The organism is Pantoea sp. X-Soil-ISGK-275, from assembly GCF_059730795.1.
In genome coordinates, this window is sequence record NZ_AP035976.1 from 14,145 (window position 1) to 40,145 (window position 26,001).

Annotated in this window: 25 protein-coding genes; 17 read left to right on the plus strand and 8 right to left on the minus strand. The window is 55.4% G+C overall.

Annotation, left to right across the window (positions count from 1 at the left end; genetic code table 11):
- Positions 1 to 122: 122 nt before the first annotated feature.
- The 6 genes from pstS (at position 123) to AC6I8A_RS00095 (ending at position 6,026) form a co-directional block, all read left to right on the plus strand.
- Entirely contained in the window at positions 123 to 1,166 is a 1,044-nt protein-coding gene (pstS, locus tag AC6I8A_RS00070) for a phosphate ABC transporter substrate-binding protein PstS (RefSeq protein WP_008106709.1), read from the plus strand.
- An 89-nt stretch (positions 1,167 to 1,255) separates the two neighbouring features.
- Positions 1,256 to 2,218 (plus strand): phosphate ABC transporter permease PstC, encoded by a 963-nt coding sequence (pstC, locus tag AC6I8A_RS00075; protein ID WP_256697888.1) that lies wholly within the window; start codon positions 1,256 to 1,258, stop codon positions 2,216 to 2,218.
- Complete coding sequence (pstA, locus tag AC6I8A_RS00080; RefSeq protein WP_008106705.1) at positions 2,215 to 3,102, plus strand: phosphate ABC transporter permease PstA; 888 nt, start codon at positions 2,215 to 2,217, stop codon at positions 3,100 to 3,102. The genes pstC and pstA overlap by 4 nt, the downstream gene beginning before the upstream one ends.
- Positions 3,103 to 3,145: 43 nt before the next feature.
- Positions 3,146 to 3,919: a phosphate ABC transporter ATP-binding protein PstB gene (gene pstB, locus AC6I8A_RS00085; RefSeq protein ID WP_007893584.1), complete on the plus strand. Its 774-nt coding sequence runs from the start codon at positions 3,146 to 3,148 to the stop codon at positions 3,917 to 3,919.
- 14 nt (positions 3,920 to 3,933) lie between these two features.
- Entirely contained in the window at positions 3,934 to 4,668 is a 735-nt protein-coding gene (gene phoU / locus AC6I8A_RS00090; RefSeq protein WP_007893583.1) for a phosphate signaling complex protein PhoU, read from the plus strand.
- A gap of 119 nt (positions 4,669 to 4,787) precedes the next feature.
- The gene (locus tag AC6I8A_RS00095) at positions 4,788 to 6,026 is read left to right on the plus strand and encodes an MFS transporter (RefSeq protein WP_265301388.1); all 1,239 of its coding nucleotides are present in this window, start codon (positions 4,788 to 4,790) and stop codon (positions 6,024 to 6,026) included.
- Between the two features lie 107 nt (positions 6,027 to 6,133).
- Here AC6I8A_RS00095 and yieH read toward each other — a convergent pair whose 3' ends face one another.
- Complete coding sequence (gene yieH / locus AC6I8A_RS00100; protein WP_479490354.1) at positions 6,134 to 6,796, minus strand: 6-phosphogluconate phosphatase; 663 nt, start codon at positions 6,794 to 6,796, stop codon at positions 6,134 to 6,136.
- A 151-nt stretch (positions 6,797 to 6,947) separates the two neighbouring features.
- On the opposite strand from yieH, the gene AC6I8A_RS00105 reads away from it, so the two are divergent.
- Positions 6,948 to 8,261 carry an NCS2 family permease gene (locus AC6I8A_RS00105; RefSeq protein WP_101763902.1) on the plus strand — a complete coding sequence of 438 codons (1,314 nt, stop codon included), beginning with the start codon at positions 6,948 to 6,950 and terminating at the stop codon, positions 8,259 to 8,261.
- A 28-nt stretch (positions 8,262 to 8,289) separates the two neighbouring features.
- Here AC6I8A_RS00105 and AC6I8A_RS00110 read toward each other — a convergent pair whose 3' ends face one another.
- Positions 8,290 to 9,039 carry a 4'-phosphopantetheinyl transferase family protein gene (locus AC6I8A_RS00110; protein WP_497817835.1) on the minus strand — a complete coding sequence of 250 codons (750 nt, stop codon included), beginning with the start codon at positions 9,037 to 9,039 and terminating at the stop codon, positions 8,290 to 8,292.
- A 295-nt stretch (positions 9,040 to 9,334) separates the two neighbouring features.
- Here AC6I8A_RS00110 and AC6I8A_RS00115 point away from each other — a divergent pair, with 295 nt between their 5' ends.
- The gene (locus AC6I8A_RS00115) at positions 9,335 to 9,844 is read left to right on the plus strand and encodes a flavin reductase family protein (protein WP_256697894.1); all 510 of its coding nucleotides are present in this window, start codon (positions 9,335 to 9,337) and stop codon (positions 9,842 to 9,844) included.
- Positions 9,845 to 9,890: 46 nt separating this feature from the next.
- Here AC6I8A_RS00115 and AC6I8A_RS00120 read toward each other — a convergent pair whose 3' ends face one another.
- From AC6I8A_RS00120 to rpmH, 6 genes are all read right to left on the minus strand, one after another.
- Entirely contained in the window at positions 9,891 to 10,481 is a 591-nt protein-coding gene (locus tag AC6I8A_RS00120) for a malonic semialdehyde reductase (protein WP_497817836.1), read from the minus strand.
- Positions 10,482 to 10,687: 206 nt separating this feature from the next.
- Positions 10,688 to 12,052 carry a tRNA uridine-5-carboxymethylaminomethyl(34) synthesis GTPase MnmE gene (mnmE, locus tag AC6I8A_RS00125; RefSeq protein WP_137386828.1) on the minus strand — a complete coding sequence of 455 codons (1,365 nt, stop codon included), beginning with the start codon at positions 12,050 to 12,052 and terminating at the stop codon, positions 10,688 to 10,690.
- 84 nt (positions 12,053 to 12,136) lie between these two features.
- The gene (gene yidC / locus AC6I8A_RS00130; RefSeq protein WP_497817837.1) at positions 12,137 to 13,783 is read right to left on the minus strand and encodes a membrane protein insertase YidC; all 1,647 of its coding nucleotides are present in this window, start codon (positions 13,781 to 13,783) and stop codon (positions 12,137 to 12,139) included.
- Between the two features lie 2 nt (positions 13,784 to 13,785).
- Complete coding sequence (yidD, locus tag AC6I8A_RS00135; RefSeq protein WP_007893564.1) at positions 13,786 to 14,043, minus strand: membrane protein insertion efficiency factor YidD; 258 nt, start codon at positions 14,041 to 14,043, stop codon at positions 13,786 to 13,788.
- Positions 14,007 to 14,366 (minus strand): ribonuclease P protein component, encoded by a 360-nt coding sequence (gene rnpA, locus AC6I8A_RS00140; protein WP_036648555.1) that lies wholly within the window; start codon positions 14,364 to 14,366, stop codon positions 14,007 to 14,009. The genes yidD and rnpA overlap by 37 nt, the downstream gene beginning before the upstream one ends.
- Positions 14,367 to 14,380: 14 nt before the next feature.
- On the minus strand, positions 14,381 to 14,521 hold the full coding sequence (rpmH, locus tag AC6I8A_RS00145; RefSeq protein ID WP_003849659.1) for a 50S ribosomal protein L34: 141 nt from the start codon (positions 14,519 to 14,521) through the stop codon (positions 14,381 to 14,383).
- A 602-nt stretch (positions 14,522 to 15,123) separates the two neighbouring features.
- On the opposite strand from rpmH, the gene dnaA reads away from it, so the two are divergent.
- From dnaA to dgoD, 9 genes are all read left to right on the plus strand, one after another.
- Positions 15,124 to 16,530 (plus strand): chromosomal replication initiator protein DnaA, encoded by a 1,407-nt coding sequence (dnaA, locus tag AC6I8A_RS00150; protein ID WP_008105301.1) that lies wholly within the window; start codon positions 15,124 to 15,126, stop codon positions 16,528 to 16,530.
- A 5-nt stretch (positions 16,531 to 16,535) separates the two neighbouring features.
- Positions 16,536 to 17,636, plus strand: coding sequence for a DNA polymerase III subunit beta (gene dnaN, locus AC6I8A_RS00155; protein WP_008105300.1), 1,101 nt, complete (start codon positions 16,536 to 16,538; stop codon positions 17,634 to 17,636).
- A gap of 138 nt (positions 17,637 to 17,774) precedes the next feature.
- Positions 17,775 to 18,860, plus strand: a complete 1,086-nt coding sequence (gene recF, locus AC6I8A_RS00160; protein ID WP_256697901.1) for a DNA replication/repair protein RecF — start codon at positions 17,775 to 17,777, stop codon at positions 18,858 to 18,860.
- Positions 18,861 to 18,877: 17 nt separating this feature from the next.
- Positions 18,878 to 21,286 (plus strand): DNA topoisomerase (ATP-hydrolyzing) subunit B, encoded by a 2,409-nt coding sequence (gene gyrB / locus AC6I8A_RS00165; RefSeq protein WP_265301409.1) that lies wholly within the window; start codon positions 18,878 to 18,880, stop codon positions 21,284 to 21,286.
- Between the two features lie 169 nt (positions 21,287 to 21,455).
- Positions 21,456 to 22,265 carry a sugar-phosphatase gene (gene yidA, locus AC6I8A_RS00170; RefSeq protein ID WP_497817838.1) on the plus strand — a complete coding sequence of 270 codons (810 nt, stop codon included), beginning with the start codon at positions 21,456 to 21,458 and terminating at the stop codon, positions 22,263 to 22,265.
- A 259-nt stretch (positions 22,266 to 22,524) separates the two neighbouring features.
- Complete coding sequence (locus AC6I8A_RS00175) at positions 22,525 to 23,223, plus strand: FadR/GntR family transcriptional regulator (RefSeq protein WP_479490351.1); 699 nt, start codon at positions 22,525 to 22,527, stop codon at positions 23,221 to 23,223.
- Positions 23,220 to 24,098, plus strand: coding sequence for a 2-dehydro-3-deoxygalactonokinase (locus tag AC6I8A_RS00180; protein ID WP_497817839.1), 879 nt, complete (start codon positions 23,220 to 23,222; stop codon positions 24,096 to 24,098). The genes AC6I8A_RS00175 and AC6I8A_RS00180 overlap by 4 nt, the downstream gene beginning before the upstream one ends.
- On the plus strand, positions 24,082 to 24,699 hold the full coding sequence (locus tag AC6I8A_RS00185) for a 2-dehydro-3-deoxy-6-phosphogalactonate aldolase (protein WP_256697907.1): 618 nt from the start codon (positions 24,082 to 24,084) through the stop codon (positions 24,697 to 24,699). Before AC6I8A_RS00180 ends, AC6I8A_RS00185 begins: the two co-directional genes overlap by 17 nt.
- Positions 24,696 to 25,844 carry a galactonate dehydratase gene (gene dgoD / locus AC6I8A_RS00190; RefSeq protein ID WP_007893527.1) on the plus strand — a complete coding sequence of 383 codons (1,149 nt, stop codon included), beginning with the start codon at positions 24,696 to 24,698 and terminating at the stop codon, positions 25,842 to 25,844. The genes AC6I8A_RS00185 and dgoD overlap by 4 nt, the downstream gene beginning before the upstream one ends.
- Positions 25,845 to 26,001 lie beyond the last annotated feature (157 nt).

Genomic DNA, 26,001 nt, shown 5'->3' on the forward strand with positions numbered 1-26,001 from the left:
ATAACTGTCATATTTCGTACATTTCACTGTCATCAAACTGTCCTATTTTCCCTCCAGCAGCAATCACTAACTCCTACTAAAAAGGCATTGAGCCTGATTTTTTTAAATCCCCTGGAGGGAACATGACACTGATGCGTAGCACCGTAGCCCGAATCCTCGCCGCCACCTTCGCAGTAAGCGCGGTCTCTGCTTTTGCAGCAACCGATCTGACGGGCGCAGGCGGGACATTCCCGGCGCCGGTTTATGCCAAGTGGGCAGCCGAGTACCAGCAAGCCACTGGTAGCAAAATCAACTATCAGGGTATTGGTTCTTCAGGCGGCGTGAAGCAAATCATCGCGAAAACCGTCGATTTCGGTGCGTCTGATGCACCAATGAAAGAAGAAGATCTGCAGAAAAATGGCCTGTTCCAGTTCCCTACCGTGATTGGTGGCGTGGTGCTGGCGGTTAACATCCCAGGTGTGAAATCAGGTGAACTGACTCTCGACGGTAAAACCGTGGGCGACATCTACCTCGGTACCATCAAAAAGTGGAACGACCCGGCGATCACTAAACTGAACCCAGGCGTGAAACTGCCAGATTCCAACATCAACGTGGTTCGCCGCGCTGACGGTTCCGGTACTTCATTCGTCTTCACCAGCTACCTGGCGAAAGTGAACGAAGAGTGGAACAGCAAAATCGGTAAAGGTAACACCGTTAACTGGCCGACCGGTCTGGGCGGTAAAGGTAACGACGGCGTGGCCGCATTTGTACAGCGTCTGCCGGGTTCAATTGGCTATGTGGAATACGCTTACGCCAAGCAGAACAACCTGACCTACACCAAACTGGTTGATGCTGACGGTAAAGCGGTCGCACCAAGCGAAGAGAGCTTTGCGAACGCCGCGAAAGGCGCAGACTGGAGCAAAACCTTTGCTCAGGATCTGACCTTCCAGAAAGGCAATGCAGCATGGCCGATCACCTCAACCACCTTCATCCTGATTTACAAAGATCAGGCGAATGCGGAGAAAGGTAGCGAAGTGCTGAAGTTCTTCGACTGGGCTTACAAAGGTGGCAGCAAAACCGCAACCGACCTGGATTACGCCGCGCTGCCAGAAAGCGTTGCTAACCAGATTCGTGCAGCGTGGAAAGCGAACATCAAAGATAGCTCCGGTAAAGCGCTGTACCAGTAACAGATTTACCTGGCCAGCCGAGACGGTTGGCCAACCCCAATGGGCGGCCTGCGTGCCGCCCTGACATCCTCCTGAGAACAGAGAATTCTATGGCTGCCACTAAGCCGACGTTCAAAGCCCCCGGTAAACAAGGCGACATGATTTTCGGCGCGCTGGTGAAGCTCTCCGCGCTTATCGTGTTGTTATTGATGGGCGGCATTATCGTCTCCCTGATTTTCTCCTCCTGGCCAAGCATCCAAAAATTTGGTTTCTCTTTCCTGTGGAATAAAACCTGGGATGCGCCAAACGAACAATTTGGTGCGCTGGTACCGATTTACGGCACCCTCGTCACCTCGATTATTGCCTTGATCATTGCCGTACCGGTGAGTTTCGGCATCGCGCTGTTCCTGACGGAACTGGCGCCAGGTTGGCTGCGTCGCCCGCTGGGCACCGCCATTGAGCTGCTGGCGGCGATCCCCAGCATCGTTTACGGCATGTGGGGCCTGTTTGTTTTCGCCCCGCTGTTCGCCGAATATTTCCAGACGCCGGTGGGTAACGTGATGTCGACTATCCCGATTGTCGGCACGCTGTTCTCTGGCCCGGCATTTGGTATCGGTATTCTGGCGGCGGGCGTGATTCTCGCCATCATGATCATTCCGTACATCGCCTCGGTGATGCGCGACGTGTTTGAACAAACGCCGGTGATGATGAAAGAGTCGGCTTACGGTATCGGCTGCACCACGTGGGAAGTGATCTGGCGCATCGTGCTGCCGTTCACCAAAAACGGCGTGATTGGCGGCGTGATGCTCGGCCTGGGCCGCGCGTTGGGTGAAACCATGGCGGTGACCTTTATCATCGGTAACACCTACCAGCTCGACAGCGCTTCGCTGTTTATGCCGGGCAACAGTATTACCTCGGCGCTGGCCAACGAATTCGCCGAAGCGGAATCGGGTGTGCACGTGGCAGCACTGATGGAACTGGGTCTGATCCTGTTCGTGATTACCTTCATTGTACTGGCGATCTCCAAACTGATGATCCTGCGTCTGGCGAAGAGTGAAGGAGCCCGTTCATGACCGCTATTGAAGTTCAGGCTCGCGCTGAGCTGGAAGCCTCGCGCCGCAAAATGCAGGCGTGGCGCAGTACCAAAAACAAAATTGCCCTGACGCTGTCGCTGATGACCATGGCTTTCGGTCTGTTCTGGCTGGTGTGGATTCTGTTCACCACCATTACGCGCGGTGTTGATGGTTTAAGCTGGTCGCTGTTTACCGAATCGACGCCGCCGCCGAATACCGCGGGCGGTGGTTTGGCCAACGCCTTAGTCGGCAGTGGTTTACTGATTTTCTGGTCGACGATCGTCGGAACGCCGCTCGGCATCATGGCCGGGATCTATCTGGCGGAATATGGCCGTAAACACTGGCTGGCGGAAGTGATTCGCTTCATCAACGACATTCTGCTGTCAGCACCGTCGATTGTGGTGGGCCTGTTCGTCTACACCATCGTGGTATCGCAGATGCAGCACTTCTCCGGTTGGGCCGGCGTAGTGGCGCTGGCGCTGCTGCAAATCCCGATTGTGATCCGCACCTCCGAAAACATGCTGCGTCTGGTACCAGATAGCATGCGTGAAGCGGCTTATGCACTGGGTACGCCGAAGTGGAAGATGATTTCGGCGATTACGCTGAAAGCGTCAGTTTCCGGCATCATCACCGGTGTGCTGTTGGCCGTAGCGCGTATCGCCGGTGAAACCGCACCGCTGCTGTTCACTGCGCTGTCGAACCAGTTCTGGAGCACCGACATGATGCAGCCGATCGCGAACCTACCGGTCACCATCTTTAAATTCGCCATGAGCCCGTTTGCCGAGTGGCAAAGCCTGGCGTGGGCAGGTGTGCTGATTATTACCGTGTGCGTGCTGCTGCTGAACATTGTGGCGCGTGTGGTTTTCGCCAAGGGCAAACACTAATTTCCCGGCGCGGCTTCGGCGGCGCTGCTTATGAGAGACGAGAATGAGTAACGTGACTTCATCAGCCGGTAAAATTCAGGTCCGTAATCTGAACTTCTATTACGGTAAGTTTCACGCGCTGAAAAACATCAACCTGGATATCACCAAAAACCAGGTGACCGCGTTTATCGGCCCATCAGGCTGCGGTAAATCCACTTTGCTGCGCACCTTCAACAAAATGTACTCGCTCTATCCGGAGCAGCGTGCAGAAGGTGACATCCTGCTGGATGGCGATAACATTCTGGCTTCCAATCAGGATATCGCCCTGCTGCGCGCGCGCGTCGGCATGGTGTTCCAGAAGCCGACGCCGTTCCCGATGTCGATTTATGACAACATCGCCTTCGGCGTGCGTCTGTTTGAAAAGCTGTCGCGTGCCGATATGGATGAGCGCGTGCAGTGGGCGCTGACCAAAGCCGCGCTGTGGAATGAAACCAAAGACAAGCTGCATCAGAGCGGTTACAGTCTCTCCGGCGGCCAGCAGCAGCGTCTGTGCATCGCGCGCGGCATCGCCATTCGCCCGGAAGTGTTGTTGCTGGATGAGCCTTGCTCCGCGCTGGATCCGATCTCAACCGGTCGTATCGAAGAACTGATCACCGAACTGAAGCAGGATTACACTGTGGTGATCGTGACCCACAACATGCAGCAGGCCGCGCGTTGTTCTGACCACACCGCTTTCATGTATCTGGGCGAGCTGATTGAGTTCAGCGATACCGATACCTTGTTTACTAAGCCCGCACAGAAGCAGACCGAAGATTACATCACCGGTCGTTACGGCTGATTCAGGAGACGCACATGGATAATTTAAATCTGAACAAACACATCTCCGGTCAGTTCAACGCGGAGCTGGAGCACATTCGCACGCAAGTGATGATCATGGGCGGCATGGTTGAGAAGCAGCTGATGGACGCCATCACCGCGATGCACAACCAGGATGGCGAGCTGGCGCGTCACGTGATCGACGGCGACCAGAAGGTCAACATGATGGAAGTGGAGATTGATGAAGCCTGCGTGCGCATCATCGCCAAACGCCAGCCCACCGCCAGCGATTTGCGTCTGGTCATGGCGATCATCAAGACCATTTCTGAACTGGAACGCATTGGCGATGTGGCGGAAAAAATCAGCCGCACCGCGCTGGAGAAGTTCAGCCAGCAGCACCTGCCGCTGCTGGTGAGCCTTGAAGCGCTGGGTCATCACACCGTGCAGATGCTGCATGACGTGCTGGATGCGTTTGCGCGCATGGATCTCAACGAAGCCATCAAAATCTACCGTGAAGATAAGAAGGTGGATAAAGAGTACGAAGGCATCGTGCGTCAGTTGATGACCTACATGATGGAAGATCCGCGCACCATCCCAAGCGTGCTGACCGCGCTGTTCTGCGCGCGCGCCATCGAGCGTATCGGCGATCGCTGCCAGAACATCTGCGAAATTATCTTCTATTTCGTCAAAGGTCAGGATTTCCGTCATGTGGGCGGCGACAAGCTGGATGAACTGCTGTCGGGCGATGATGGCAGCAATAAACCCTCTTGATTGACGCGTCGGCGGCCCGTTGCCACTGTGGCTAACGGGCTGCCTGCTTAAATTCTGTCTGTTCTCAGCGATTCCCTCTCTTTATACTTGGCGCACTTTTTTCTGCCAGGTGCTGTTACATGTCCTCCCCAACTCCTAAAAAACAAGCCATTACACCGGCGAAAGCCATGGTGGCTGCGATCAGCGGCTACGCGATGGATGGATTTGATCTGCTGATTCTTGGTTTTATGCTGCCAGCGATCAGCGTCTCGCTGGCGCTCGATCCTTCTCAGGCCGGTTCGCTGGTCACCTGGACGCTGATCGGCGCGGTGATCGGCGGCATTGTGTTTGGTCATCTGAGCGATCGTTATGGTCGCATCCGCATTCTTACCGTCACCATTCTGGTGTTCTCGGTGTTCACCGGCCTGTGTGCGGTGGCGCAAGGCTATTGGGATCTGTTGGCGTACCGCACGCTGGCGGGTGTGGGATTGGGTGGCGAGTTCGGCATCGGCATGGCGCTGATTGCCGAAGCCTGGCCGAAAGAGAAGCGCAACCGCGCCTCGGCGTGGGTTGGCATTGGCTGGCAGCTCGGTGTACTTCTGGCGGCCTTTATCACGCCGCCGCTGCTGAGCGTGATTGGCTGGCGCGGCATGTTCCTCGTCGGTTTGCTGCCGGCGCTGGTGTCGTTTGTGATCCGCCGCAGCATGGGCGAGCCGGAAAGTTTTACCCGCCACGTTGAGAGAACGCCGCAGCTCTCCTTTGCCGCACGCATTAAATTGCTGTTTGCCGACCGCGCCACCAGCAAAGCCAGCCTGGGAATTTTCATTCTCTGCTCGGTGCAGAATTTTGGTTACTACGGATTGATGATCTGGATGCCGAGCTATCTGTCATCCAACTTCGGGTTCAGCCTGACCAAATCTGGCCTGTGGACCGCCGTCACGGTGGTGGGCATGACCTTCGGCATCTGGCTGTTTGGCGTGCTGGCCGATCGCTTCGCGCGCTGGAAAATCTTCCTGCTGTATCAGTTCGGCGCGGTGGTGATGGTGGTGGTGTACGCGCAGCTGCGCGATCCGACGGTGATGCTGTTTACCGGCGCGCTGATGGGGATGTTTGTAAACGGCATGATTGGCGGCTACGGTGCGCTGATTTCCGACACCTTCCCACCGCAGGCACGCGCGACGGCGCAGAACGTGTTGTTTAATTTGGGACGTGGCGTGGGCGGATTTGGTCCATTGGTGATTGGCCTGCTGGCGACCAATATCTCTTTCACCGCGGCGATTACGCTGCTGGCACTGATTTATCTGCTGGATATCGCCGCCACGCTGTTCTTGCTGCCGAAGAAGCAGAGCAACGAGGATTCGTTGGGGGCGATTGGTTGATTACCCTCACCCTAACCCTCTCCCGCAAGCGGGAGAGGGAATAGTTAGCACGATCAGCTCCTTCTCCCGCTTGCGGGAGAAGGTTGGGATGAGGGCCAGCGCGCACCTTACTTCACCAAATCCCACCCACGCGCACGCCACAGATCCGGCAACTGCGCCATATCATCAAAGCGCGTCACCAGCGGATGATCTAATTCAGGATTGTGCGCATCGGCGCAGTAGTAAAACACTGGAATCCCGGCCGCGATCCCCGCGCGCGCACCAGCCTCGGAATCATCCACCAGAATGCACTTCTCAATCGGCACCTGCATCTGCTCGGCGGCGTGATACATCAGCTCTGGATCCGGCTTCCAGTGGTTAATGTCATAACCGCTATACAGCTTGCCATCGAGATACGGCAGCATGCCGGTCAAGCCCAGCGAATGTTGCATCTTCTTCACCGTGCCGTTGGAAACCACGCACATCTTCACTTTGACACTTTCCACCAGCGCTTTGGCACCGGCAATCGGTTTTAAATCGAGATCAAACAATCTAGCCACTTCGGCGCGATAGGCGGTTTCCACCTCTTCGAGCGGCAATTCAACCTGATGTTCGGCCGCCACATCGCGGATGATGTCGTAAAGCTTCACCCCTTTATACTGCTCAAACATTTGCTGTAGAGAGCATTCAATACCGTAGCGGGCAAAGGTGTTGACGTAAGCTTGCGTACAGATCACTTCGCTGTCGACCAGCGTGCCGTCGCAATCAAAAAAAATACATTCAACCGACATTGCACATCATCCTTTTGTTAAACAATAAGCTGACACTCTAACGCACTGAGCGCAGAAAGCGACCCTGAGCAACCGGTTGCGAAAAATCAGTGTTTTGCCGCGCTAAACTCTATAGGATACGCGGCGATAAATTTTTTAGCGGAACAGTGGAATGACTAATCAGGGCCTTTTGCAGCGTATCTTCAAACTGCAGGAACACGGAACCACGGTGCGCACCGAAGTGATTGCCGGTTGCACGACTTTCCTGACGATGGTGTACATCGTTTTCGTTAACCCGCAAATTCTCGGTGTGGCGGGCATGGATACGCAGGCCGTGTTTGTTACTACCTGCTTGATTGCCGCGTTCGGCAGCATTCTGATGGGGCTGGTGGCGAATCTGCCGGTGGCGCTGGCGCCGGCGATGGGCCTGAACGCCTTCTTCGCCTTTGTGGTGGTCGGTGCCATGGGTTATTCGTGGCAGATTGGTATGGGCGCGATTTTCTGGGGCGCGCTGGGTCTGCTGATCCTTACGCTGCTGCGCGTGCGTTACTGGATGATTGCCAACATTCCGCTCAGCCTGCGCGTGGGTATCACCGCCGGTATCGGCCTGTTTATCGCCATGATGGGGCTGAAAAACGCCGGTATCATCGTGCCAAACGCCGATACCATCGTTGCTGTTGGCAATCTGACCTCGCACAGCGTGCTGCTTGGAGCGCTCGGTTTCTTCATCATCGCGATTCTGGCTTCTCGCAATATCCATGCGGCGGTGCTGGTGTCGATTGTGGTGACGACCGCGCTGGGCCTGATCATTGGCGATGTGAAATTCAGCGGCGTGTTCGCGGCGCCGCCTGCGATCACTTCCGTTGTCGGCCAGGTCGATATCAAAGGCGCGTTCAACATCGGCATGGCCGGTGTGATCTTCTCCTTTATGCTGGTCAATCTGTTCGACTCATCCGGCACGCTGATTGGCGTAACCGATAAAGCCGGGCTGACCGACGAGAAAGGCACGTTCCCGCGCATGAAGCAGGCGCTGTACGTTGATAGCATCAGTTCAGTGACCGGTTCGCTGATCGGTACCTCATCGGTGACCGCCTACATTGAAAGCTCGTCCGGCGTGGCGATCGGTGGTCGCACCGGCTTGATGGCGGTGATTACTGGCATTTTGTTCCTGCTGGTGATGTTCCTGTCACCGCTGGCGGCGATGGTGCCTTCTTATGCGGCGGCGGGTGCGCTGATTTACGTTGGCGTATTGATGACGGCGTCGCTGTCACGCGTGCAGTGGGACGATCTCACCGAAGCGGTGCCAGCATTCGTTACTGCGGCGATGATGCCTTTCAGCTTCTCGATCACCGAAGGTATCGCGCTGGGCTTTATCTCTTACTGCGTGATGAAGTTGGGGACCGGCCGCTGGCGTGAAATCAGCCCGTGCGTGGTGGTAGTCGCGCTGCTGTTCGTGCTGAAAATCGTCTTTATCGACGCCCACTAAATAGAAGAGGCCGCTGATGCGGCCTTTTTTATGACGGATGTCCCATCTCATGCGGCGTGACCAAACTGGTCAGGCGCAAGGTACGCGGCCCGATATTGGGTTTGCTCATCTCGACATCGCGCAGCGCTTGCAAGTGCTGCGCGCCATCAATCTCCCACAAGTGTAAGCGTTCGGTGCCGGGCGACAGCGCGCAAGACCACACCAGCGTTGGCTCAGCATCACACACCGCCTGAATATCGGGAAACACGGTGGAACGCAGCCGACCGGCCGCAGGATGCAAACGCAGTGAATCAATGCCGCTATTGGTTTCGCCGGTGAGCTTGAGAATGCTTTGGCGCAGCGTCCAGATTTGCGTCACCGCTTCCATGAAATCCTGCTGCGCGTTGATCCAGGCTTTTTCGCCGGAGGAGAGATCCTGCGTCAGCATATCCTGCGTTTGACGGCTGTGTGCGCGCACAATCTCCATATCCAATCCGGCGCGCCCGCCTTCTTCGGCCAGTAGCACACCGATGGTGTTGCCAGCGTAGGAAATACTGAAGTCGGGCAGGTTAGTATCGGCAAAGCAGGGACGTCCGCTGCTGGAGGTCGTCAGCGCGGGGAGTTCGCGAATGCCATAAACGCGCAGCATCAGTTGCGCCAGCAGTTCACGCGCGGCAAGAAAGCGTCCGCGACGCTTGTCAGCGAAGCGCTGAGCGCTGTTGATCACTTCCTGTGGCACCCGCATATTCTCGAAAGAAAAGGGCGGATTACCTATCCAACGTACAAAATGACTAGCCATCTGTCGCTCCGTGAAAATGGTCGAATAATCATCAGTGCTATTGTAAGAATTTTCTCATGGGTTTGCATCCGGCTTAAGATGGAATCGGCGATATTTCAGATAAGGACGAAGCCAGGCGGCAATCCCATTTGGCAACTTTGCATAGAACGCTTTTGCAGATTCGTGTCTCAACGGATGCCGAACGGCCTGATGTGGTGTAGGATTTGGACAGTAAAAAGGCACAGTGAAGTGCGCTAACCAATTCATTCATCTGCCAATCGTGCGCATCTTAGAAGCATGCACGTCGGAGTTTTCTATGTCAGTTACCGCTATTTCTCGCCAGGAATCGATCTCGCTTGATGAGTTTCGTCACGGCATGCGTCGCTTAACCGCGGGTGTTTCTCTGGTTACCACCGAATTTCAGGGCGAAAAGCTGGGGCTGATTGCGACGTCGGTCAGTTCGCTGGCGGCTGAGCCACCAAGTCTGCTGGTGTGCGTCAATCGCAGCGCATCCAGCCATGATGCCTTTATCAACGCCGGCCATTTTGCCGTTAACGTGCTGCGTGAACAGCATGACGACTTATGTGCCCAGTTCAGCCAATCCTCACGCCGCGACGAGCGCTTTCAAAGTGGTACGTGGCAGACATTAAATACCGGCGCGCCGATTTTAGCTGATGCGCTGGTGAGTTTTGATTGTCAGCTGGAGAAGGTGGTGGAGTGGAACACGCACAGCGTGCTGCTGGCGCGTATCGTGGGGATCGCTCTGCCCGGTGAAGCGGCAGAGCCGATGATCTACTTCAACAGCGGCTTCCATTCACTGGGATAACCGCTTAAAACCGGCGTCGTGGACTCAGCCCGACGCCTTTTCTCAATCAGGCAAAGGTGCTGGCTTCATCAAAGCCCAGACGCGGCAGACGCGCATGCAGTTTGCTGGCTTCGCCATAGCCGAGATTGATCAGTAAGTTCACATGCCATTTACTCTCGCTGAAGAACGCCTCGTTCACTTTTGACGGATCGAAACCGGACATCGGGCCCGCATCCAGGCCCAGCGAACGCGCGGCCAGAATCAAATAACCTGCTTGCAAGCTGCTGTTACGGAACGCGGTTTCTTTCGCCAGATCCGGGCTGCTGGTAAACCAGCTGCGCGCATCACCGTGCGGGAACAGCTTTGGCAGCGCTTCGTAGAATTCAGGATCCCACGCCACGATCACCGTCACCGGTGCGGCCATGGTTTTATCGACGTTGCCGGAGGAGAGCGCGGGTTTCAGCTTCTCTTTCCCTTCCTGCGAGGTCACAAATACAAAACGGCCTGGCGAGCAGTTAGCGGAGGTTGGGCCCAGCGCGGTCAGGCTATAGAGCTGCTTCAGCAAATCCTGCGAAACCGGTTTGTCCTGCCAATAGCTGTGGGTGCGGGCTTCGTTGAACAGCGCGTTCAGCGCCACGCTGTCGAGCGTTGTACTCATGTTTCTCTCCTGTTCAGGCAGCAACTGGCGCCCAATATTTAGCATGAATAATGAATGTACCCAGCAGGACCTGTACGCCGGGCAGTGATCGTTATACTGCAAAGGCGTTGGGGAGCCAAATAACAAAGACGCATGATTAACGGGATTGCGCACCCTACATTAGAACGCCGTAGGGTCGCCATTCATGGCGACCACGTAACAGGTCATTACTTACCAATACAGAAACTGGAGAAGATTCTGCCCAGCAAATCGTCTGAGGTGAATTCACCGGTGATTTCGCTCAGCGCTTGCTGCGCTAAACGTAACTCTTCTGCCAGTAATTCGCCGGCCCACGCGCCTAACAGCTGATGCTTGCCCTGCTGCAAGTGCGTTGCGGCTAACTCCAGTGCTTGCAGATGGCGGCGGCGTGCGAGAAATCCGCCTTCCATATTGCCGGCAAATCCCATGCTCTGTTTCAGGTGATCGCGCAGCGCTTCCACACCTTCCCCGGTGCGCGCCGAGAGACGAATCAGTGAGTGACCGTTCACTTCAGTGAGGCCCAGCTCTTCGCCGGTCATATCCGCTTTGTTGCGCACCACGGTTATCGGCAGCGCTTCCGGCAGACGGGCAACAAAATCCGGCCAGATTGCGGCGGCTTCGGTCGCGTCGGTGGTGGTGCCATCAACCATAAACAGCACGCGGTCGGCCTGCTCGATCTCCTGCCACGCGCGCTCAATACCGATGCGCTCGACTTCGTCGCTGGCTTCTCGCAAACCTGCGGTATCGATGATGTGCAGCGGCATGCCGTCAATGTGGATATGCTCGCGCAGCACGTCGCGCGTGGTGCCAGCGATATCGGTGACGATCGCCGCTTCGCGCCCGGCTAAGGCATTGAGCAGGCTCGATTTCCCGGCGTTGGGACGACCGGCAATCACCACCTTCATCCCTTCACGCAGCAGGCTGCCCTGACGCGCTTCGGCACGCACGCCATCAAGGTCGCCGATCACCACATTGAGCTGGGCTTCAATTTTGCCGTCGGAAAGGAAATCGATCTCTTCATCCGGGAAGTCGATGGCTGCTTCCACATAGATGCGCAGGTGAGTAAGTGCTTCCACAAGTGCGTTGATGCGCAGGGAAAATGCGCCCTGCAACGAGTTCACCGCCGAGCGAGCGGCTTGCTCTGAACTGGCATCGATCAGATCGGCAATCGCTTCGGCTTGCGCTAAATCGAGCTTGTCGTTGAGGAAGGCGCGTTCCGAGAATTCGCCTGGCTGGGCAATACGCAAGCCGGGCAGCGCCACGATGCGTTTCAGCAGCAGGTCAAGAATTACCGGGCCGCCATGGCCTTGCAGCTCCAGCACATCTTCACCGGTAAAGGAGTTCGGGCCAGGAAACCATAGCGCAATGCCCTGATCGAGCACGCTGCCATCGGCATCGGTAAAGGGCAGATAGTCGGCATAGCGCGGTTTTGGCAGCTTGCCGAGCACGGCTTGCGCCACCTCAGCGGCTTTTGCGCCGGAGATACGCAGAATGCCGACGCCGCCGCGGCCTGGAGGCGTCGCCTGGGCAACAATAGTGTCGCTGTGGCTCATGATTCACCTTTTCTCAAAACAAAAAAACAGGGCGACATAAATGCCGCCCCTTAATTATACGCTGCTGCTGGTTGCAGTCAGACGTTACGCTTTCTTCTTGTCGCGGCTATGCAGACCACGTTTTTCCAGGCCGCGATAAATCAGCTGCTGCTGGAGAATGGTCACCAGGTTGCTGACGATGTAGTACAGCACCAGACCTGATGGGAACCACAGGAAGAACACGGTAAAGATAACCGGCATGTAGGTCATGATCTTCTGCTGCATCGGATCGGTCACGGTAGTCGGTGACATCTTCTGAATGAAGAACATGGTGATACCCATGATGATCGGCAGAATGTAGTACGGGTCCTGCGCTGACAGGTCATGAATCCACAGAATAAACGGCGCATGACGCAGTTCAACCGAGCCTGACAGCATGTAGTACAAGGCCAGGAAGATTGGCATCTGGATAACCAGTGGCAGACAGCCGCCCAGCGGGTTCACTTTCTCCGCCTTATACAGCGCCATCATTTCCTGGCTCTGCTTCTGCTTATCATCGCCCAGACGTTCACGCATCGCCTGAATCTTCGGCTGCAGCATACGCATCTTCGCCATCGAGGTGTACTGCGCTTTGGTCAGCGGGTACATGATGCCACGCACGATGAAGGTGATAACGATAATGGAGAAGCCCCAGTTACCGATGAAGCTGTGGATGAACTTCAGCAGCTTAAACAGCGGCTGAGAGATGAACCACAACCAGCCGTAATCCACGGTCAGATCCAGGTGCGGCGCGATGGCTGCCATCTGGTCCTGAATTTCCGGGCCGACCCACAGTGTTGCGCCGAGATCCTGCTGTGCGCCTGCGCCAACGGTAACCGGTGCAGATTTGTAGCCAATTGCCGCGATGCCATTGCCGAGGTTGCTGGTGTACAGCGTGTTGTTATCCTGCGTGCGTGGCACCCATGCGGTAGCAAAGTACTGCTGCAGCATCGCCACCCAACCATTGCTGGTGGTGGTATTCAGGTTCTCATTATCCGCGATGGTGTCGAATTTATATTTTTCGTATTTCGCATCGCTGGTTGAGTACGCTGCGCCACGGAAGGTGTGCAGAGCAAAGTTGTTGCTGCCGGTATCACGGTGCTTAGGCACGTCGATCGTCTGCTTCAGCTGACCAAACATCGACACTTCCAGCGGCTGCTGAGTGGTGTTGTTGATGTTGTAGTCAACGTTTACCGCATACTCACCGCGCTTAAAGACGAACGTCTTGGTGTAAACCACGCCGTTTTCACCGGTCCAGGTCAGCGGCACGCGCAGTTCGCTCTGGCCATCCGCCATCACGAAGCTTTCTTGCGAAGTGGTATACAGCGGACGTGCGCCATTGTTCGGGTTATCCGGACCGTTACGGCCCGTTAAGCCGCTCTGCGCCTGATAAACGAAGGCAGGTGTGGTTTCAAGCAGCTGGAACGGTGCGTCTGAACCCAGTTTGTCCGGGTAAGTCAGCAGCTGAGCCTGCTCAATATCGCCACCACGCGTATTGATGTTGAGTGACAGGACATCTGTCTTAACGGTGATCGTTTTGCCCTGTCCGCTAGCCGGCACGCCGGAAGTGGCGGCATCACCCGCTGCGCTGCTTGTGTTTTGCGTGGTCTGGGTTTGCTGTGGCTGCGGAGCGTGGTCCGTCTGCCAGGCTTGCCAGATCATAAAAGACACGAACAGAAAAGCGATGAGAAAGAGATTGCGTTGCGAATCCATCGTTAATGTTCTCTGGTATCAAAGGTTTTTGGCGGCACAGGATCGTCACCACCCGGGTTCAAAGGGTGGCATTTTAATACGCGTTTTATCGTCAACCAACTGCCTTTTACAACGCCAAAGCGGCGTAAGGCCTCAATCCCATACTGCGAACAGGTGGGATGGAACCGGCAATGAGGTCCCAGCAGTGGGCTGATGGCGCGTTGATAAACGCGTATCAGGGCAATCAGGAGCCGCGAGCCAGGCGACAGTGACGACGCCATAGTTTCTCCAACGCTTCCGTCAGCGCACGGTTATCCAGGTCAGCAATCCCTTTTTTAGCCACGATCACAAAATCCATCGCAGGGAGCTCATGTTGACGCAGACGAAAGCTTTCGCGGGTCAATCGCTTGATCCGGTTGCGTTCATGGGCACGTTTTACATGTTTTTTTGCGACGGTGAGACCGATGCGGGGATGCCCCAGCGCGTTAAGTCGGCCGAGTATGGTGATTTGCGGCGTACCGGCTCGTTGTGGCTGCTGGAAGACGAAAGTGAAATGAGTGGGAGTTAACAAACGTAACTCCCTGGGAAATGCGAGCTTAACCACGAGGGTTAGCTTTATTACTTAGAAACGGTCAGACGAGAACGGCCTTTAGCACGACGACGTGCCAGAACCTGACGACCATTTTTTGTTGCCATACGAGCACGGAAACCGTGTGAACGGTTGCGCTTCAGTACGGACGGTTGAAAAGTGCGTTTCATGGCGATTTCTACCTAAACTTGAAAATTTTCACTGGGTGACGCGTTTTCGGGCCAGTAAATCGACCAACGCCTCAATGTGTCTTTAATAAAGAGGCGGGATTGTAATAATTGTACAGTCCAGAGTCAATTTACTTCGCTGGTCGCGGCACCTGGAAACCCAGATACAGCCCGCTGATTCCGGGCATCAAGGCTTCACGCAATAATGCCGGGTGGGGAATTATACGGGCTGTGGGTTAAAGCGCAAGGATCGCGCAGGATCTTCTTGCGATCAATTTGCAGATTTGTTGCGCAGAAACGAGAGCTCGCCAGAAAAATTACCGCTTTCAGCCACATTAACGCTGGCTTTTTTCGCAGAAAGCGTAAACTCATTATCGCTTCAGCAGCCTGTGGATAAATTGGATCAAAACTGTGTAGAAAGGGAAGATCTCTGTGCGGCTTTACGTTATGATCCGCCCTTCCGCTGACGATCCTCACTGCGATCGCCGGGGAAGACTACCGCGAATAGCGGTCGCAGGCGCTTTCCAACCGTCTGTGTCTAAAAATTACGTTTCTATTTATTAGCGCCTAAAATTCTTATCGATTTTGTACGAGTGGAGTCCGCCGTGTCACTTACGCTTTGGCAACAGTGTCTTGCCCGTTTGCAGGATGAGCTTCCTGCCACCGAATTCAGCATGTGGATTCGTCCGCTGCAAGCTGAATTGAACGACAATACGCTGACCTTGTATGCACCAAATCGGTTTGTACTCGACTGGGTTAGAGATAAATATCTCAATAGTATCAATGGGCTGCTGAATGAATTCTGCGGTGCAAATGTGCCGTTACTGCGTTTCGAAGTCGGCACGCGTCCTGCCGCACAGGTGACAACCAGCCAACCGGCGATGGCCACGTCCAGTTACAGCGCACCTGCACCGATTGAAAATCGTCCCGCGCCGACGCAAATCCTGCGTCCAAGCTGGGATTCTGTGCCTGCGCCGGCGGATGTCACTTACCGCTCCAATGTGAATAACCGTCATAACTTCGACAACTTCGTTGAAGGTAAATCGAACCAGCTGGCGCGCGCGGCGGCACGTCAGGTGGCGGATAATCCTGGCGGCGCGTATAACCCACTGTTCCTTTATGGCGGCACCGGCCTGGGTAAAACTCACCTGTTGCACGCGGTGGGTAACGGCATTATTGCGCGCAAGCCCAATGCCAAAGTGGTGTACATGCACTCTGAGCGTTTTGTGCAGGACATGGTTAAAGCCTTGCAGAACAACGCCATCGAAGAGTTCAAGCGTTACTACCGCTCGGTTGATGCGCTGCTGATCGATGACATTCAATTCTTTGCCAATAAAGAGCGCTCTCAGGAAGAGTTCTTCCATACGTTTAACGCGCTGCTGGAAGGCAATCAACAGATCATCCTGACCTCGGATCGTTATCCAAAAGAGATCAACGGCGTAGAAGATCGCCTGAAATCACGTTTTGGCTGGGGATTAACTGTGGCGATCGAGCCGCCAGAGCTGGAAACGCGCGTCGCGATCCTGATGAAGAAAGCCGATGAAAACGATATTCGTCTGCCAGGTGAAGTCGCCTTCTTTATTGCTAAGCGTTTACGTTCCAACGTTCGTGAGCTGGAAGGCGCGCTGAACCGCGTGATTGCCAACGCGAACTTTACCGGTCGCGCCATTACTATCGATTTTGTGCGCGAAGCGTTGCGCGATCTGCTGGCGCTGCAGGAAAAGCTGGTCACCATTGATAATATTCAGAAAACGGTGGCCGAGTATTACAAAATCAAAGTGGCGGATTTGCTGTCGAAACGCCGTTCGCGTTCGGTAGCGCGTCCGCGCCAGATGGCGATGGCGATGGCGAAAGAGCTCACCAACCACAGCTTGCCGGAGATTGGCGATGCGTTTGGTGGCCGCGACCATACCACCGTGCTTCACGCTTGCCGTAAAATCGAGCAGCTGCGTGAAGAGAGCCACGACATCAAAGAAGATTTCTCTAACCTCATTCGAACACTATCTTCCTGACGCATATGAAATTTATTGTAGAACGTGAGCAGTTACTGAAGCCACTGCAACAGGTTAGCGGTCCACTTGGCGGACGCCCGACGCTGCCGATCCTGGGAAATTTACTGCTGCAGGTGAGCGAAGGCTCGCTGCGCTTGACCGGTACCGATCTGGAAATGGAAATGGTAGCCCGTGTTGCGCTGACGCAGCCGCACGAGCCGGGCGCCACCACGGTTCCCGCGCGTAAATTCCTCGATATTTGCCGCGGTTTGCCGGAAGGCGCGGAGATCAGCCTGACGCTGGAAGGCGACAGAATGCTGGTGCGCTCTGGCCGCAGCCGTTTCTCGCTGTCAACGTTGCCCGCCAGCGACTTCCCGAATCTGGATGACTGGCAGAGCGAGGTGGAATTCACCTTACCGCAGGCGACGTTGAAACGTCTGATCGAAGCCACGCAGTTCTCAATGGCGCATCAGGATGTGCGTTATTACCTCAACGGTATGTTGTTCGAAACCGAAGGCGAAGAGTTGCGTACCGTCGCCACCGATGGTCACCGCCTTGCGGTGTGCTCCATGCCGATTGGTCAGGCGCTGCCGAACCATTCGGTGATCGTACCGCGTAAAGGTGTGATTGAGCTGATGCGTTTACTGGATGGCGGCGAAACGCCATTGCAGGTGCAAATCGGTAGCAGCAACATCCGCGCACACGTGGGTGACTTCATCTTTACGTCGAAACTGGTTGATGGCCGTTTCCCGGATTATCGCCGCGTACTGCCGAAGAATCCCGACAAAGCGCTGGAAGCTGGCTGTGATATTTTGAAGCAGGCGTTTGCGCGTGCGGCAATTCTCTCGAATGAGAAATTCCGCGGCGTTCGCATCTATATCACGGAAAATCAGCTCAAGATCACGGCGAATAATCCTGAGCAGGAAGAAGCAGAAGAGATGCTGGATGTCTCTTACAACGGCACCGATCTGGAGATCGGTTTCAACGTCAGCTATGTGCTGGATGTGTTGAATGCGCTGAAGTGCGAGAACGTGCGTTTGCTGCTGACCGATGGCGTTTCAAGCGTGCAGATTGAAGATGTTGCCAGTCCGGCTGCAGCCTACGTCGTCATGCCAATGCGCTTGTGATCATGCCATTCCCCCTCCCACTTGTGGGAGGGGGCTAGGGGGAGGGACAGCGAGCAGATAACCTATTTCGCTGTCTTTCCCCCACCCAGCCTCCCCCGCAAGCGGGGGAGGTGAAAACCACTTCGACCCGGACTTTTCATGGCTTTAACCCGCCTCCTGATTAAAGATTTTCGCAACATCGAGCAGGCCGATCTGGCCTTAGCGCCGGGCTTTAATTTCCTGGTCGGTGCCAACGGCAGCGGCAAAACCAGCGTGCTGGAGGCGATTTACACGCTGGGGCACGGTCGCGCGTTTCGCAGTTTGCAAGCGGGCCGCGTGATTCGTCATGAGCAGGACGCCTTTGTGCTGCACGGTCGCATTGAAGGCAGCGAACGAGAATTGTCGGTCGGTTTGACCAAAAATCGTGCTGGCGACAGTAAAGTGCGTATTGATGGCAGCGATGGCCACAAAGTGGCGGAGTTGGCGCAGTTGCTGCCGATGCAGTTGATTACGCCGGAAGGGTTTACCCTGCTCAATGGCGGTCCAAAATACCGGCGTGCCTACATCGATTGGGGCTGTTTTCACGCTTCGCCCGGATTTTTCCATGCCTGGAGCAATTTGCGTCGTCTGCTCAAACAGCGCAATGCTGCGCTGCGTCAGGTTTCGCGCTATAGCCAGATTCGTCCGTGGGATCAGGAACTGGTGCCGCTAGCTGAGCAGATCAGTGCCTGGCGGGCCGAATACAGCGCGGCGATTTCCCGCGAGATCATCGCCACCTGCGGCCAGTTTTTACCGGAGTTTGAGTTGGCGTTCTCTTTCCAGCGCGGCTGGGATAAAGAGAGCGACTACGCCGAACTGCTGGAACGCAATTTCGAGCGCGACCGCGCGCTCACCTACACCGCCAGCGGCCCGCATAAAGCCGATTTTCGTATTCGTGCCGAAGGTACGCCGGTGGAAGATTTACTCTCACGCGGTCAATTGAAACTGCTGATGTGTGCGCTGCGTTTAGCGCAGGGCGAATACCTGACGCGCAGCAGTGGACGACGCTGTTTGTATTTGATTGATGACTTTGCCTCAGAGCTGGATGACACCCGTCGTCGGCTGTTAGCTGAACGCCTAAAAGCCACGCAGGCTCAAGTATTTGTCAGCGCCATTGGTGTCGAGCATGTAATCGACATGAGTGATGAAAAGGGCAAGATGTTCCGCGTGGAACAGGGTAAAATAGTGGTTCAACCTGAAGATTAAATGAGCGAGAAACGTTGATGTCGAATTCTTATGACTCCTCAAGTATCAAAGTCCTGAAAGGGCTTGATGCGGTACGCAAACGCCCGGGCATGTACATCGGCGATACGGATGACGGCACCGGTCTGCATCACATGGTATTCGAAGTCGTGGATAACGCAATCGACGAAGCGCTCGCCGGTCACTGTAGTGATATTACCGTTACTATTCATGCAGATAACTCTGTCTCAGTGCAAGATGATGGCCGTGGTATTCCTACCGGCATTCACCCGGAAGAGGGCGTCTCTGCTGCTGAAGTGATCATGACCGTCCTGCACGCCGGCGGTAAATTTGATGATAACTCGTATAAAGTTTCCGGTGGTCTGCACGGCGTTGGCGTTTCAGTGGTAAACGCCCTGTCGCAGAAGCTGGAGCTGACCATTCGCCGTGAAGGCAAAGTGCATCAGCAGGTTTATCAGCACGGCGTGCCGCAGGCACCGCTGGCAGTATCGGGTGATACCGATGCAACCGGTACTCGCGTGCGTTTCTGGCCGAGCTACGAAACCTTCACCAACGTGATTGAGTTTGAGTACGACATCCTGGCGAAACGCCTGCGTGAACTGTCGTTCCTGAACTCTGGCGTCTCAATTCGTCTGGAAGACAAACGCGACGGCAAGAACGATCACTTCCACTACGAAGGCGGCATCAAGGCGTTTGTTGAGTATCTCAACAAGAACAAAACCCCAATCCATCCAACGGTGTTCTACTTCTCGACGGAGAAAGATGGCATCGGCGTGGAAGTGGCGCTGCAGTGGAACGATGGTTTCCAGGAAAACATCTACTGCTTCACCAACAACATTCCACAGCGCGACGGCGGTACGCACCTGGCCGGCTTCCGTGCGGCAATGACACGTACGTTGAACGCCTACATGGACAAAGAAGGCTACAGCAAAAAAGCCAAAGTCAGCGCCACCGGTGACGATGCGCGTGAAGGCCTGATTGCCGTGGTTTCCGTGAAAGTGCCGGATCCGAAATTCTCTTCTCAGACCAAAGATAAGCTGGTCTCTTCAGAGGTCAAATCGGCGGTTGAGCAGCAAATGAACGAACTGCTGGCGGAATACCTGTTGGAAAACCCGTCTGACGCAAAAATCGTGGTCGGCAAAATTATCGATGCGGCGCGTGCGCGTGAAGCTGCCCGTCGTGCACGTGAAATGACTCGCCGTAAAGGCGCGCTGGATTTGGCCGGTCTGCCGGGCAAATTGGCCGACTGTCAGGAGCGCGATCCGGCGCTGTCTGAAATCTACCTGGTGGAGGGTGATTCTGCAGGCGGTTCAGCCAAACAGGGTCGTAACCGTAAGAATCAGGCGATTCTGCCGCTGAAAGGTAAAATCCTTAACGTAGAGAAAGCGCGTTTCGACAAGATGCTCGCTTCACAGGAAGTTGCCACGCTGATCACCGCGCTGGGTTGTGGTATCGGCCGTGATGAATACAATCCGGACAAACTGCGTTATCACAGCATCATCATCATGACCGATGCGGACGTCGACGGCTCGCACATTCGTACGCTGCTGTTGACCTTCTTCTATCGTCAGATGCCAGAAATCGTGGAACGTGGTCACGTCTACATTGCTCAGCCGCCACTGTATAAAGTGAAGAAAGGCAAGCAAGAACAGTACATTAAAGACGACGAAGCGATGGACCAGTATCAGATTTCTATCGCACTCGACGGCGCAACGCTGCACACCAACGCCAGCGCACCGGCATTGGGCGGCCAGCCGCTGGAAACGCTGGTGGCTGATTTCAACGGCACGCAGCGTATGATCAAACGTATGGAGCGCCGTTTCCCTACGGCCCTGCTGCGCGGCCTGATCTACCATCCAACCTTAAGCGACCTCAGCAATGAAGCCGATGTTAAGAGCTGGATTGACGGTTTAGTGGCCTATTTGACCGAGCGTGAAGCGCACGGCAGCAGCTACCTGGCGCATGTCCGTGCTAACCATGAGCAGAATCTGTTTGAGCCGGTGCTGCGTGTGCGTACGCACGGCGTGGATACCGATTATCCGCTGGACAGTGAGTTCATCGATGGACCGGAATACCGCAAAATCTGTGCGCTAGGCGAGCAGCTGCGCGGCCTGATCGAAGAAGATGCTTATATCGAACGTGGCGAACGCCGTCAGCCGGTCACCAGCTTCGAGCAGGCGATTGAGTGGCTGGTGAAAGAGTCGCGTCGCGGCCTGTCAGTGCAGCGTTATAAAGGTTTGGGTGAGATGAACCCAGAGCAGCTGTGGGAAACCACCATGGATCCTGATAGTCGCCGCATGTTGCGCGTTACCATCAAGGATGCGATTGCTGCCGATCAGCTGTTCACCACCTTGATGGGCGATGCGGTAGAACCACGTCGCGCCTTCATTGAAGAGAATGCGCTGAAAGCCGCCAACATCGATATCTAATCGACACGGCAAAACGTAAAAACCCTTCCCTGGTGGAAGGGTTTTTTGTTTTCAGCGTAGTAACTGAACAACGCTCACTATGAGAAAAAATCTTAAGTTAGGCGCAAAACTGGTCAGTGTGAGCTGAATCGCGCTAGCATTGATCGAAACCCTGACACACGAGGACGTTATGGCTATAAAACTGGTAGCAATCGATATGGACGGCACGCTGCTCAATCCGCAGCACGAGATCACGCCTGCAGTTAAATCGGCCATTGAGCGCGCACATAAAAAAGGTGTGATGGTGGTGCTCACCACCGGCCGTCCGTTGGTCGGCATTCAGCGCTATCTGATGGAGCTGAATCTGGTTGATGAAGGCCAATATTGCATCAGTTACAACGGTGCGCTGGTGCATCGCGCTAATGATGGTGAGTGTGTCGCGGAAATCACGCTGGGTTTTGACGACTATCTCTATATCGAACAGCTGGCGCGCGACCTTGGCGTCCACTTCCAGGCCTTCGATAAATCCTTCCTCTATACGCCGAACAAAGACATCAGCGAATTCACCATCCACGAAGCGAGCCTGACCGGCATTCCGGTGCGCTATCGTTCCGTGGAAGAGATGGATCGCGCCACGCGTTTCCCTAAGCTGATGATGATTGATAAGCCCGATCTGCTGGATTCTGCCATTCAGCGCTTGCCGCAGCAGGCTCGCGACAACTACACCATTCTCAAAAGCGCACCTTACTACCTCGAAATCCTCGATTCCCGCGTGAATAAAGGACAAGGCGTGAAAATGCTGGCGGATAAGCTCGGCCTGGCGCGTGAAGAAGTGATGGCGATTGGCGATCAGGAAAACGATCTGGCGATGATTGAGTATGCCGGAACCGGCGTAGCAATGGGCAATGCCATTGATTCCGTGAAGAAAATCGCGCAGTTCATTACCAAAACCAATATGGAAGACGGCGTAGCGCACGCCATTGAAGAGCTGGTGCTGTAAACCCTTCTTATTTCTTCTCACGCTTTTTTTGGTCGCCATAAATGGCGACCCTACAAACCTCACCAATCCATCGTAGGGTCGTCATTCATGGCGACCTTATCGCATCATCGCACATGCATTGTCTATTTTGTGATCCAGATTGTAGTACAACTTAACGTTATGGTACTACAATCGACGGCACAGGTCAGGGCGGCCGTTAGGCTTCGCTCCGCGAAAGCAGTAATCTGATGCGTAACTGCCTTTCACTGAATGGAACATCATGACGCAAGAACAATTAAGCAAAACAGAGCGCATCATCCTGACGCTGGGTGAAGAGATTGTGGCCGGCAAATTTGTACCGGGCGCGGCGTTACCCGCCGAAGCTGAGCTGTGTGAACGTTTCGGCACCTCGCGCAATATCATCCGCGAAGTGTTTCGCTCGCTAATGGCGAAACGTTTGATGGAGATGAAGCGCTATCGCGGCGCGTTCGTCACGCCGCGCAATCACTGGAACTATCTCGATAGCGACGTATTGCAGTGGGCGCTGGCGCACGATCAAGACCCGCGTCTGATTGCCGCCATGAACGAAGTGCGCGTGCTGGTTGAGCCGCAGATTGCGCGCTGGTCTGCTGAACGCGCCACCTCAAGCGATCTGGCTGCGATTGAACAGGCGTACAACGACATGGTGGCTAACCACCTCAATCGTGATGCCTTTAATGATGCGGATATCCGCTATCACGAAGCGGTGCTGAATTCGGTACACAATCCGGTGCTGCAGCAGCTCAACGTGGCGATCAGCCAGCTGCAAAAAGCGGTGTTTGCGCAAACCTACATGGCGGACGAAGGCAACATGCCGCGCACGCTCGCCGAACATAAAGCGCTGTTCGATGCCATTCGTCATCAGGATGGCGATGCTGCTGAGCAGGCGGCGAAAGCGATGATTGCCAGCTCAACGGCGCGACTCAAGGAGATTATGTGACCCGCTATATCGCGATTGATTGGGGCTCAACCAACCTGCGCGCCTGGCATTATCAAGCCGGCGTTTGTATTGATGAGCGCCGCTCTGAAGCTGGCGTTACGCGCCTTGGCGATCGCACGCCAGCTGAAGTATTTGCTAGCGTCACTGCGGGTTGGCCAGTCAACGACGTGCCGGTGGTGATGGCGGGCATGGTGGGCAGCAATGCCGGCTGGCTGTCGGTGCCGTATCTCTCCTGTCCGGTGGCGCTGGGCGAAATCGCTGGCCGCCTGACGCGCGTTGAGGAGAAAGCGTGGATCGTGCCGGGATTGAGTGTGGAACGTGCTGACAACTACAACGTGATGCGCGGTGAAGAGACGCAGCTGCTCGGCGCGGTGGAACTGCAACCTGCGCCGCTCTACGTGATGCCAGGCACGCACGCTAAATGGGTGCAGATGGAACAGGATCGCGTGCTGGATTTCCGCACCGTGATGACCGGCGAACTGCATCATCTGCTGCTGAAACAGTCGCTGATTGGCGCGGGTTTACCCGAGCAGCAAGAGAACGCGGCAGCTTTCCGCGAAGGCGTGCAAGTCGGCAGCAACGATGCTTCGATTCTCTCGCGCCTGTTTGAAGTCCGCGCTTCTCACGTGCTCGGCGCACGCGACCGCCGCCATATCAGTGACTTTCTTTCAGGCTTGCTGATTGGTCACGAAGTGGCGCTGATGACGCAACAGGCCGACGCTACCAGCCAACCGATCATCATTATTGCCGGGAGCGCGCTGGCGCAACGCTATCAGCAGGCGCTGCAGTTTATCGGCATGGATTCAGTCACGCTGGAAGGCGATCGTGCTTTCCAGCACGGAATAAGGAGTATTGCGAATGTCCTGGCAAACTAAAGTCCCGCTGATCGCCATTCTGCGTGGCATCACGCCGGATGAAGCCGAAGCGCACGTTGGCGCACTGATTGACTCGGGTTTCGATGCGATTGAAATCCCACTTAACTCGCCGGAGTGGGCGAAAAGCATCGGCGCGATGGTGAAAACCTTCGGCGATAAAGCGCTGATTGGTGCCGGTACGGTGCTGAATCCGGCGCAGGTCGATGAGCTGGCGACGCTGAACAGCAAATTAGTCGTCACGCCGAACACCGATGCCGCCGTGATCCGCCAGGCGGTCGCCAAAGGGATGATCGTCGCCGCCGGTTGCGCCACCGCGACCGAAGCGTTTGCCGCCTTACAGGCCGGTGCGCAGGCGTTGAAAATTTTCCCGTCGTCAGCCTTTGGGCCGGGCTACATCAAAGCGCTGAAAGCCGTGCTGCCGCCGGAAGTGCCGGTGTTTGCCGTGGGCGGCGTGACGCCGGAAAACCTGCATGAATTTATGGCCGCAGGCTGCATTGGCGCGGGTCTGGGCAGCGATCTCTATCGCGCCGGCCAACCGCTGTCGCGCACTGTGGAACAGGCTCGCGCATTTATTGCTGCATATAAGGACGCTGTACGATGAAAATTACCAAACTGACCACTTATCGCCTGCCGCCGCGCTGGATGTTCCTGAAAATCGAAACGGACGAAGGCATTGTAGGCTGGGGCGAACCGGTGATTGAAGGCCGCGCGCGCAGCGTAGAAGCGGCGGTGCATGAGCTGTCGGAATATCTGATTGGTCAGGATCCGGCGCGCATCAACGATTTATGGCAGGTGATGTATCGCGGTGGCTTCTATCGCGGCGGCCCGATTCTGATGAGCGCCATCGCCGGTATAGATCAGGCATTGTGGGATATCAAAGGCAAAGCGCTCGGCGTGCCGGTTTATCAACTGCTGGGCGGTTTGGTGCGTGACAGCATCAAAGCCTACAGCTGGGTGGGCGGCGATCGTCCGGCGGATGTGATTGATGGCATCAAGAAACTGCGCACCATCGGTTTTGATACCTTCAAGCTTAACGGCTGCGAAGAGATGGGCATTATCGATAACGCGCGCAAAGTCGATGACGCGGTGAATACCGTGGCGCAGATCCGCGAAGCCTTCGGTAAAGAGATTGAGTTTGGCCTCGATTTCCACGGCCGCGTTAGCGCGCCAATGGCAAAAGTACTGATCAAAGAGCTGGAGCCGTATCGCCCGCTGTTTATCGAAGAGCCGGTGCTGGCGGAGCAGGCGGAATATTATCCGCGTCTGGCGGCGCAAACTCACATTCCCATCGCCGCTGGCGAACGCATGTTCTCGCGCTTTGAGTTCAAACGCGTGCTGGAAGCGGGTGGACTGGCGATTCTGCAACCGGATCTGTCACACGCGGGCGGCATCACCGAGTGCTACAAAATTGCTGCGATGGCCGAATCTTACGATGTGGCGCTGGCTCCACACTGTCCGCTGGGCCCGATCGCGCTGGCCGCGTGCCTGCACGTTGACTTCGTCTCACGCAATGCGGTGTTCCAGGAGCAGAGCATGGGGATTCACTATAATCAGGGCGCTGAACTGCTCGATTACGTGATCAATAAAGACGATTTTAAAATGGATGACGGTCATTTCTATCCGTTAAATAAACCGGGCCTCGGCGTGGAAATTAATGAAGAGCTGGTGATCGAGCGCAGTAAAAATGCACCTGACTGGAGAAACCCGCTTTGGAGATTCCCCGACGGTTCAGTTGCCGAATGGTAATTAACACGTACTAAAAATAGTCATTTGAAAATATCTATATGCCGGTGAAATAGGGCATAGGGCTTCGCTCAGCCTGTTTCCCGGCACAGCTTATTTACCGTTGACGCGGTTTTACCTTTGATATCGCTACCCTACATCTGCCGGGGCGTGCTCTGTC

Coding starts and splice junctions, on each gene's coding strand:
- yidA (WP_497817838.1), top strand. CDS start 21,456: ATGGCTATAAAACTGGTAGCAATCGATATGGACGGCACGCTGCTCAAT.
- AC6I8A_RS00175 (WP_479490351.1), top strand. CDS start 22,525: ATGACGCAAGAACAATTAAGCAAAACAGAGCGCATCATCCTGACGCTG.
- yidD (WP_007893564.1), bottom strand. CDS start 14,043: ATGGCGTCGTCACTGTCGCCTGGCTCGCGGCTCCTGATTGCCCTGATA.
- recF (WP_256697901.1), top strand. CDS start 17,775: ATGGCTTTAACCCGCCTCCTGATTAAAGATTTTCGCAACATCGAGCAG.
- mnmE (WP_137386828.1), bottom strand. CDS start 12,052: ATGAGCCACAGCGACACTATTGTTGCCCAGGCGACGCCTCCAGGCCGC.
- pstS (WP_008106709.1), top strand. CDS start 123: ATGACACTGATGCGTAGCACCGTAGCCCGAATCCTCGCCGCCACCTTC.
- AC6I8A_RS00105 (WP_101763902.1), top strand. CDS start 6,948: ATGACTAATCAGGGCCTTTTGCAGCGTATCTTCAAACTGCAGGAACAC.
- gyrB (WP_265301409.1), top strand. CDS start 18,878: ATGTCGAATTCTTATGACTCCTCAAGTATCAAAGTCCTGAAAGGGCTT.
- pstA (WP_008106705.1), top strand. CDS start 2,215: ATGACCGCTATTGAAGTTCAGGCTCGCGCTGAGCTGGAAGCCTCGCGC.
- dgoD (WP_007893527.1), top strand. CDS start 24,696: ATGAAAATTACCAAACTGACCACTTATCGCCTGCCGCCGCGCTGGATG.
- AC6I8A_RS00115 (WP_256697894.1), top strand. CDS start 9,335: ATGTCAGTTACCGCTATTTCTCGCCAGGAATCGATCTCGCTTGATGAG.
- pstC (WP_256697888.1), top strand. CDS start 1,256: ATGGCTGCCACTAAGCCGACGTTCAAAGCCCCCGGTAAACAAGGCGAC.
- yidC (WP_497817837.1), bottom strand. CDS start 13,783: ATGGATTCGCAACGCAATCTCTTTCTCATCGCTTTTCTGTTCGTGTCT.
- AC6I8A_RS00185 (WP_256697907.1), top strand. CDS start 24,082: ATGTCCTGGCAAACTAAAGTCCCGCTGATCGCCATTCTGCGTGGCATC.
- AC6I8A_RS00095 (WP_265301388.1), top strand. CDS start 4,788: ATGTCCTCCCCAACTCCTAAAAAACAAGCCATTACACCGGCGAAAGCC.
- rpmH (WP_003849659.1), bottom strand. CDS start 14,521: ATGAAACGCACTTTTCAACCGTCCGTACTGAAGCGCAACCGTTCACAC.
- pstB (WP_007893584.1), top strand. CDS start 3,146: ATGAGTAACGTGACTTCATCAGCCGGTAAAATTCAGGTCCGTAATCTG.
- AC6I8A_RS00110 (WP_497817835.1), bottom strand. CDS start 9,039: ATGGCTAGTCATTTTGTACGTTGGATAGGTAATCCGCCCTTTTCTTTC.
- phoU (WP_007893583.1), top strand. CDS start 3,934: ATGGATAATTTAAATCTGAACAAACACATCTCCGGTCAGTTCAACGCG.
- AC6I8A_RS00120 (WP_497817836.1), bottom strand. CDS start 10,481: ATGAGTACAACGCTCGACAGCGTGGCGCTGAACGCGCTGTTCAACGAA.
- yieH (WP_479490354.1), bottom strand. CDS start 6,796: ATGTCGGTTGAATGTATTTTTTTTGATTGCGACGGCACGCTGGTCGAC.
- dnaN (WP_008105300.1), top strand. CDS start 16,536: ATGAAATTTATTGTAGAACGTGAGCAGTTACTGAAGCCACTGCAACAG.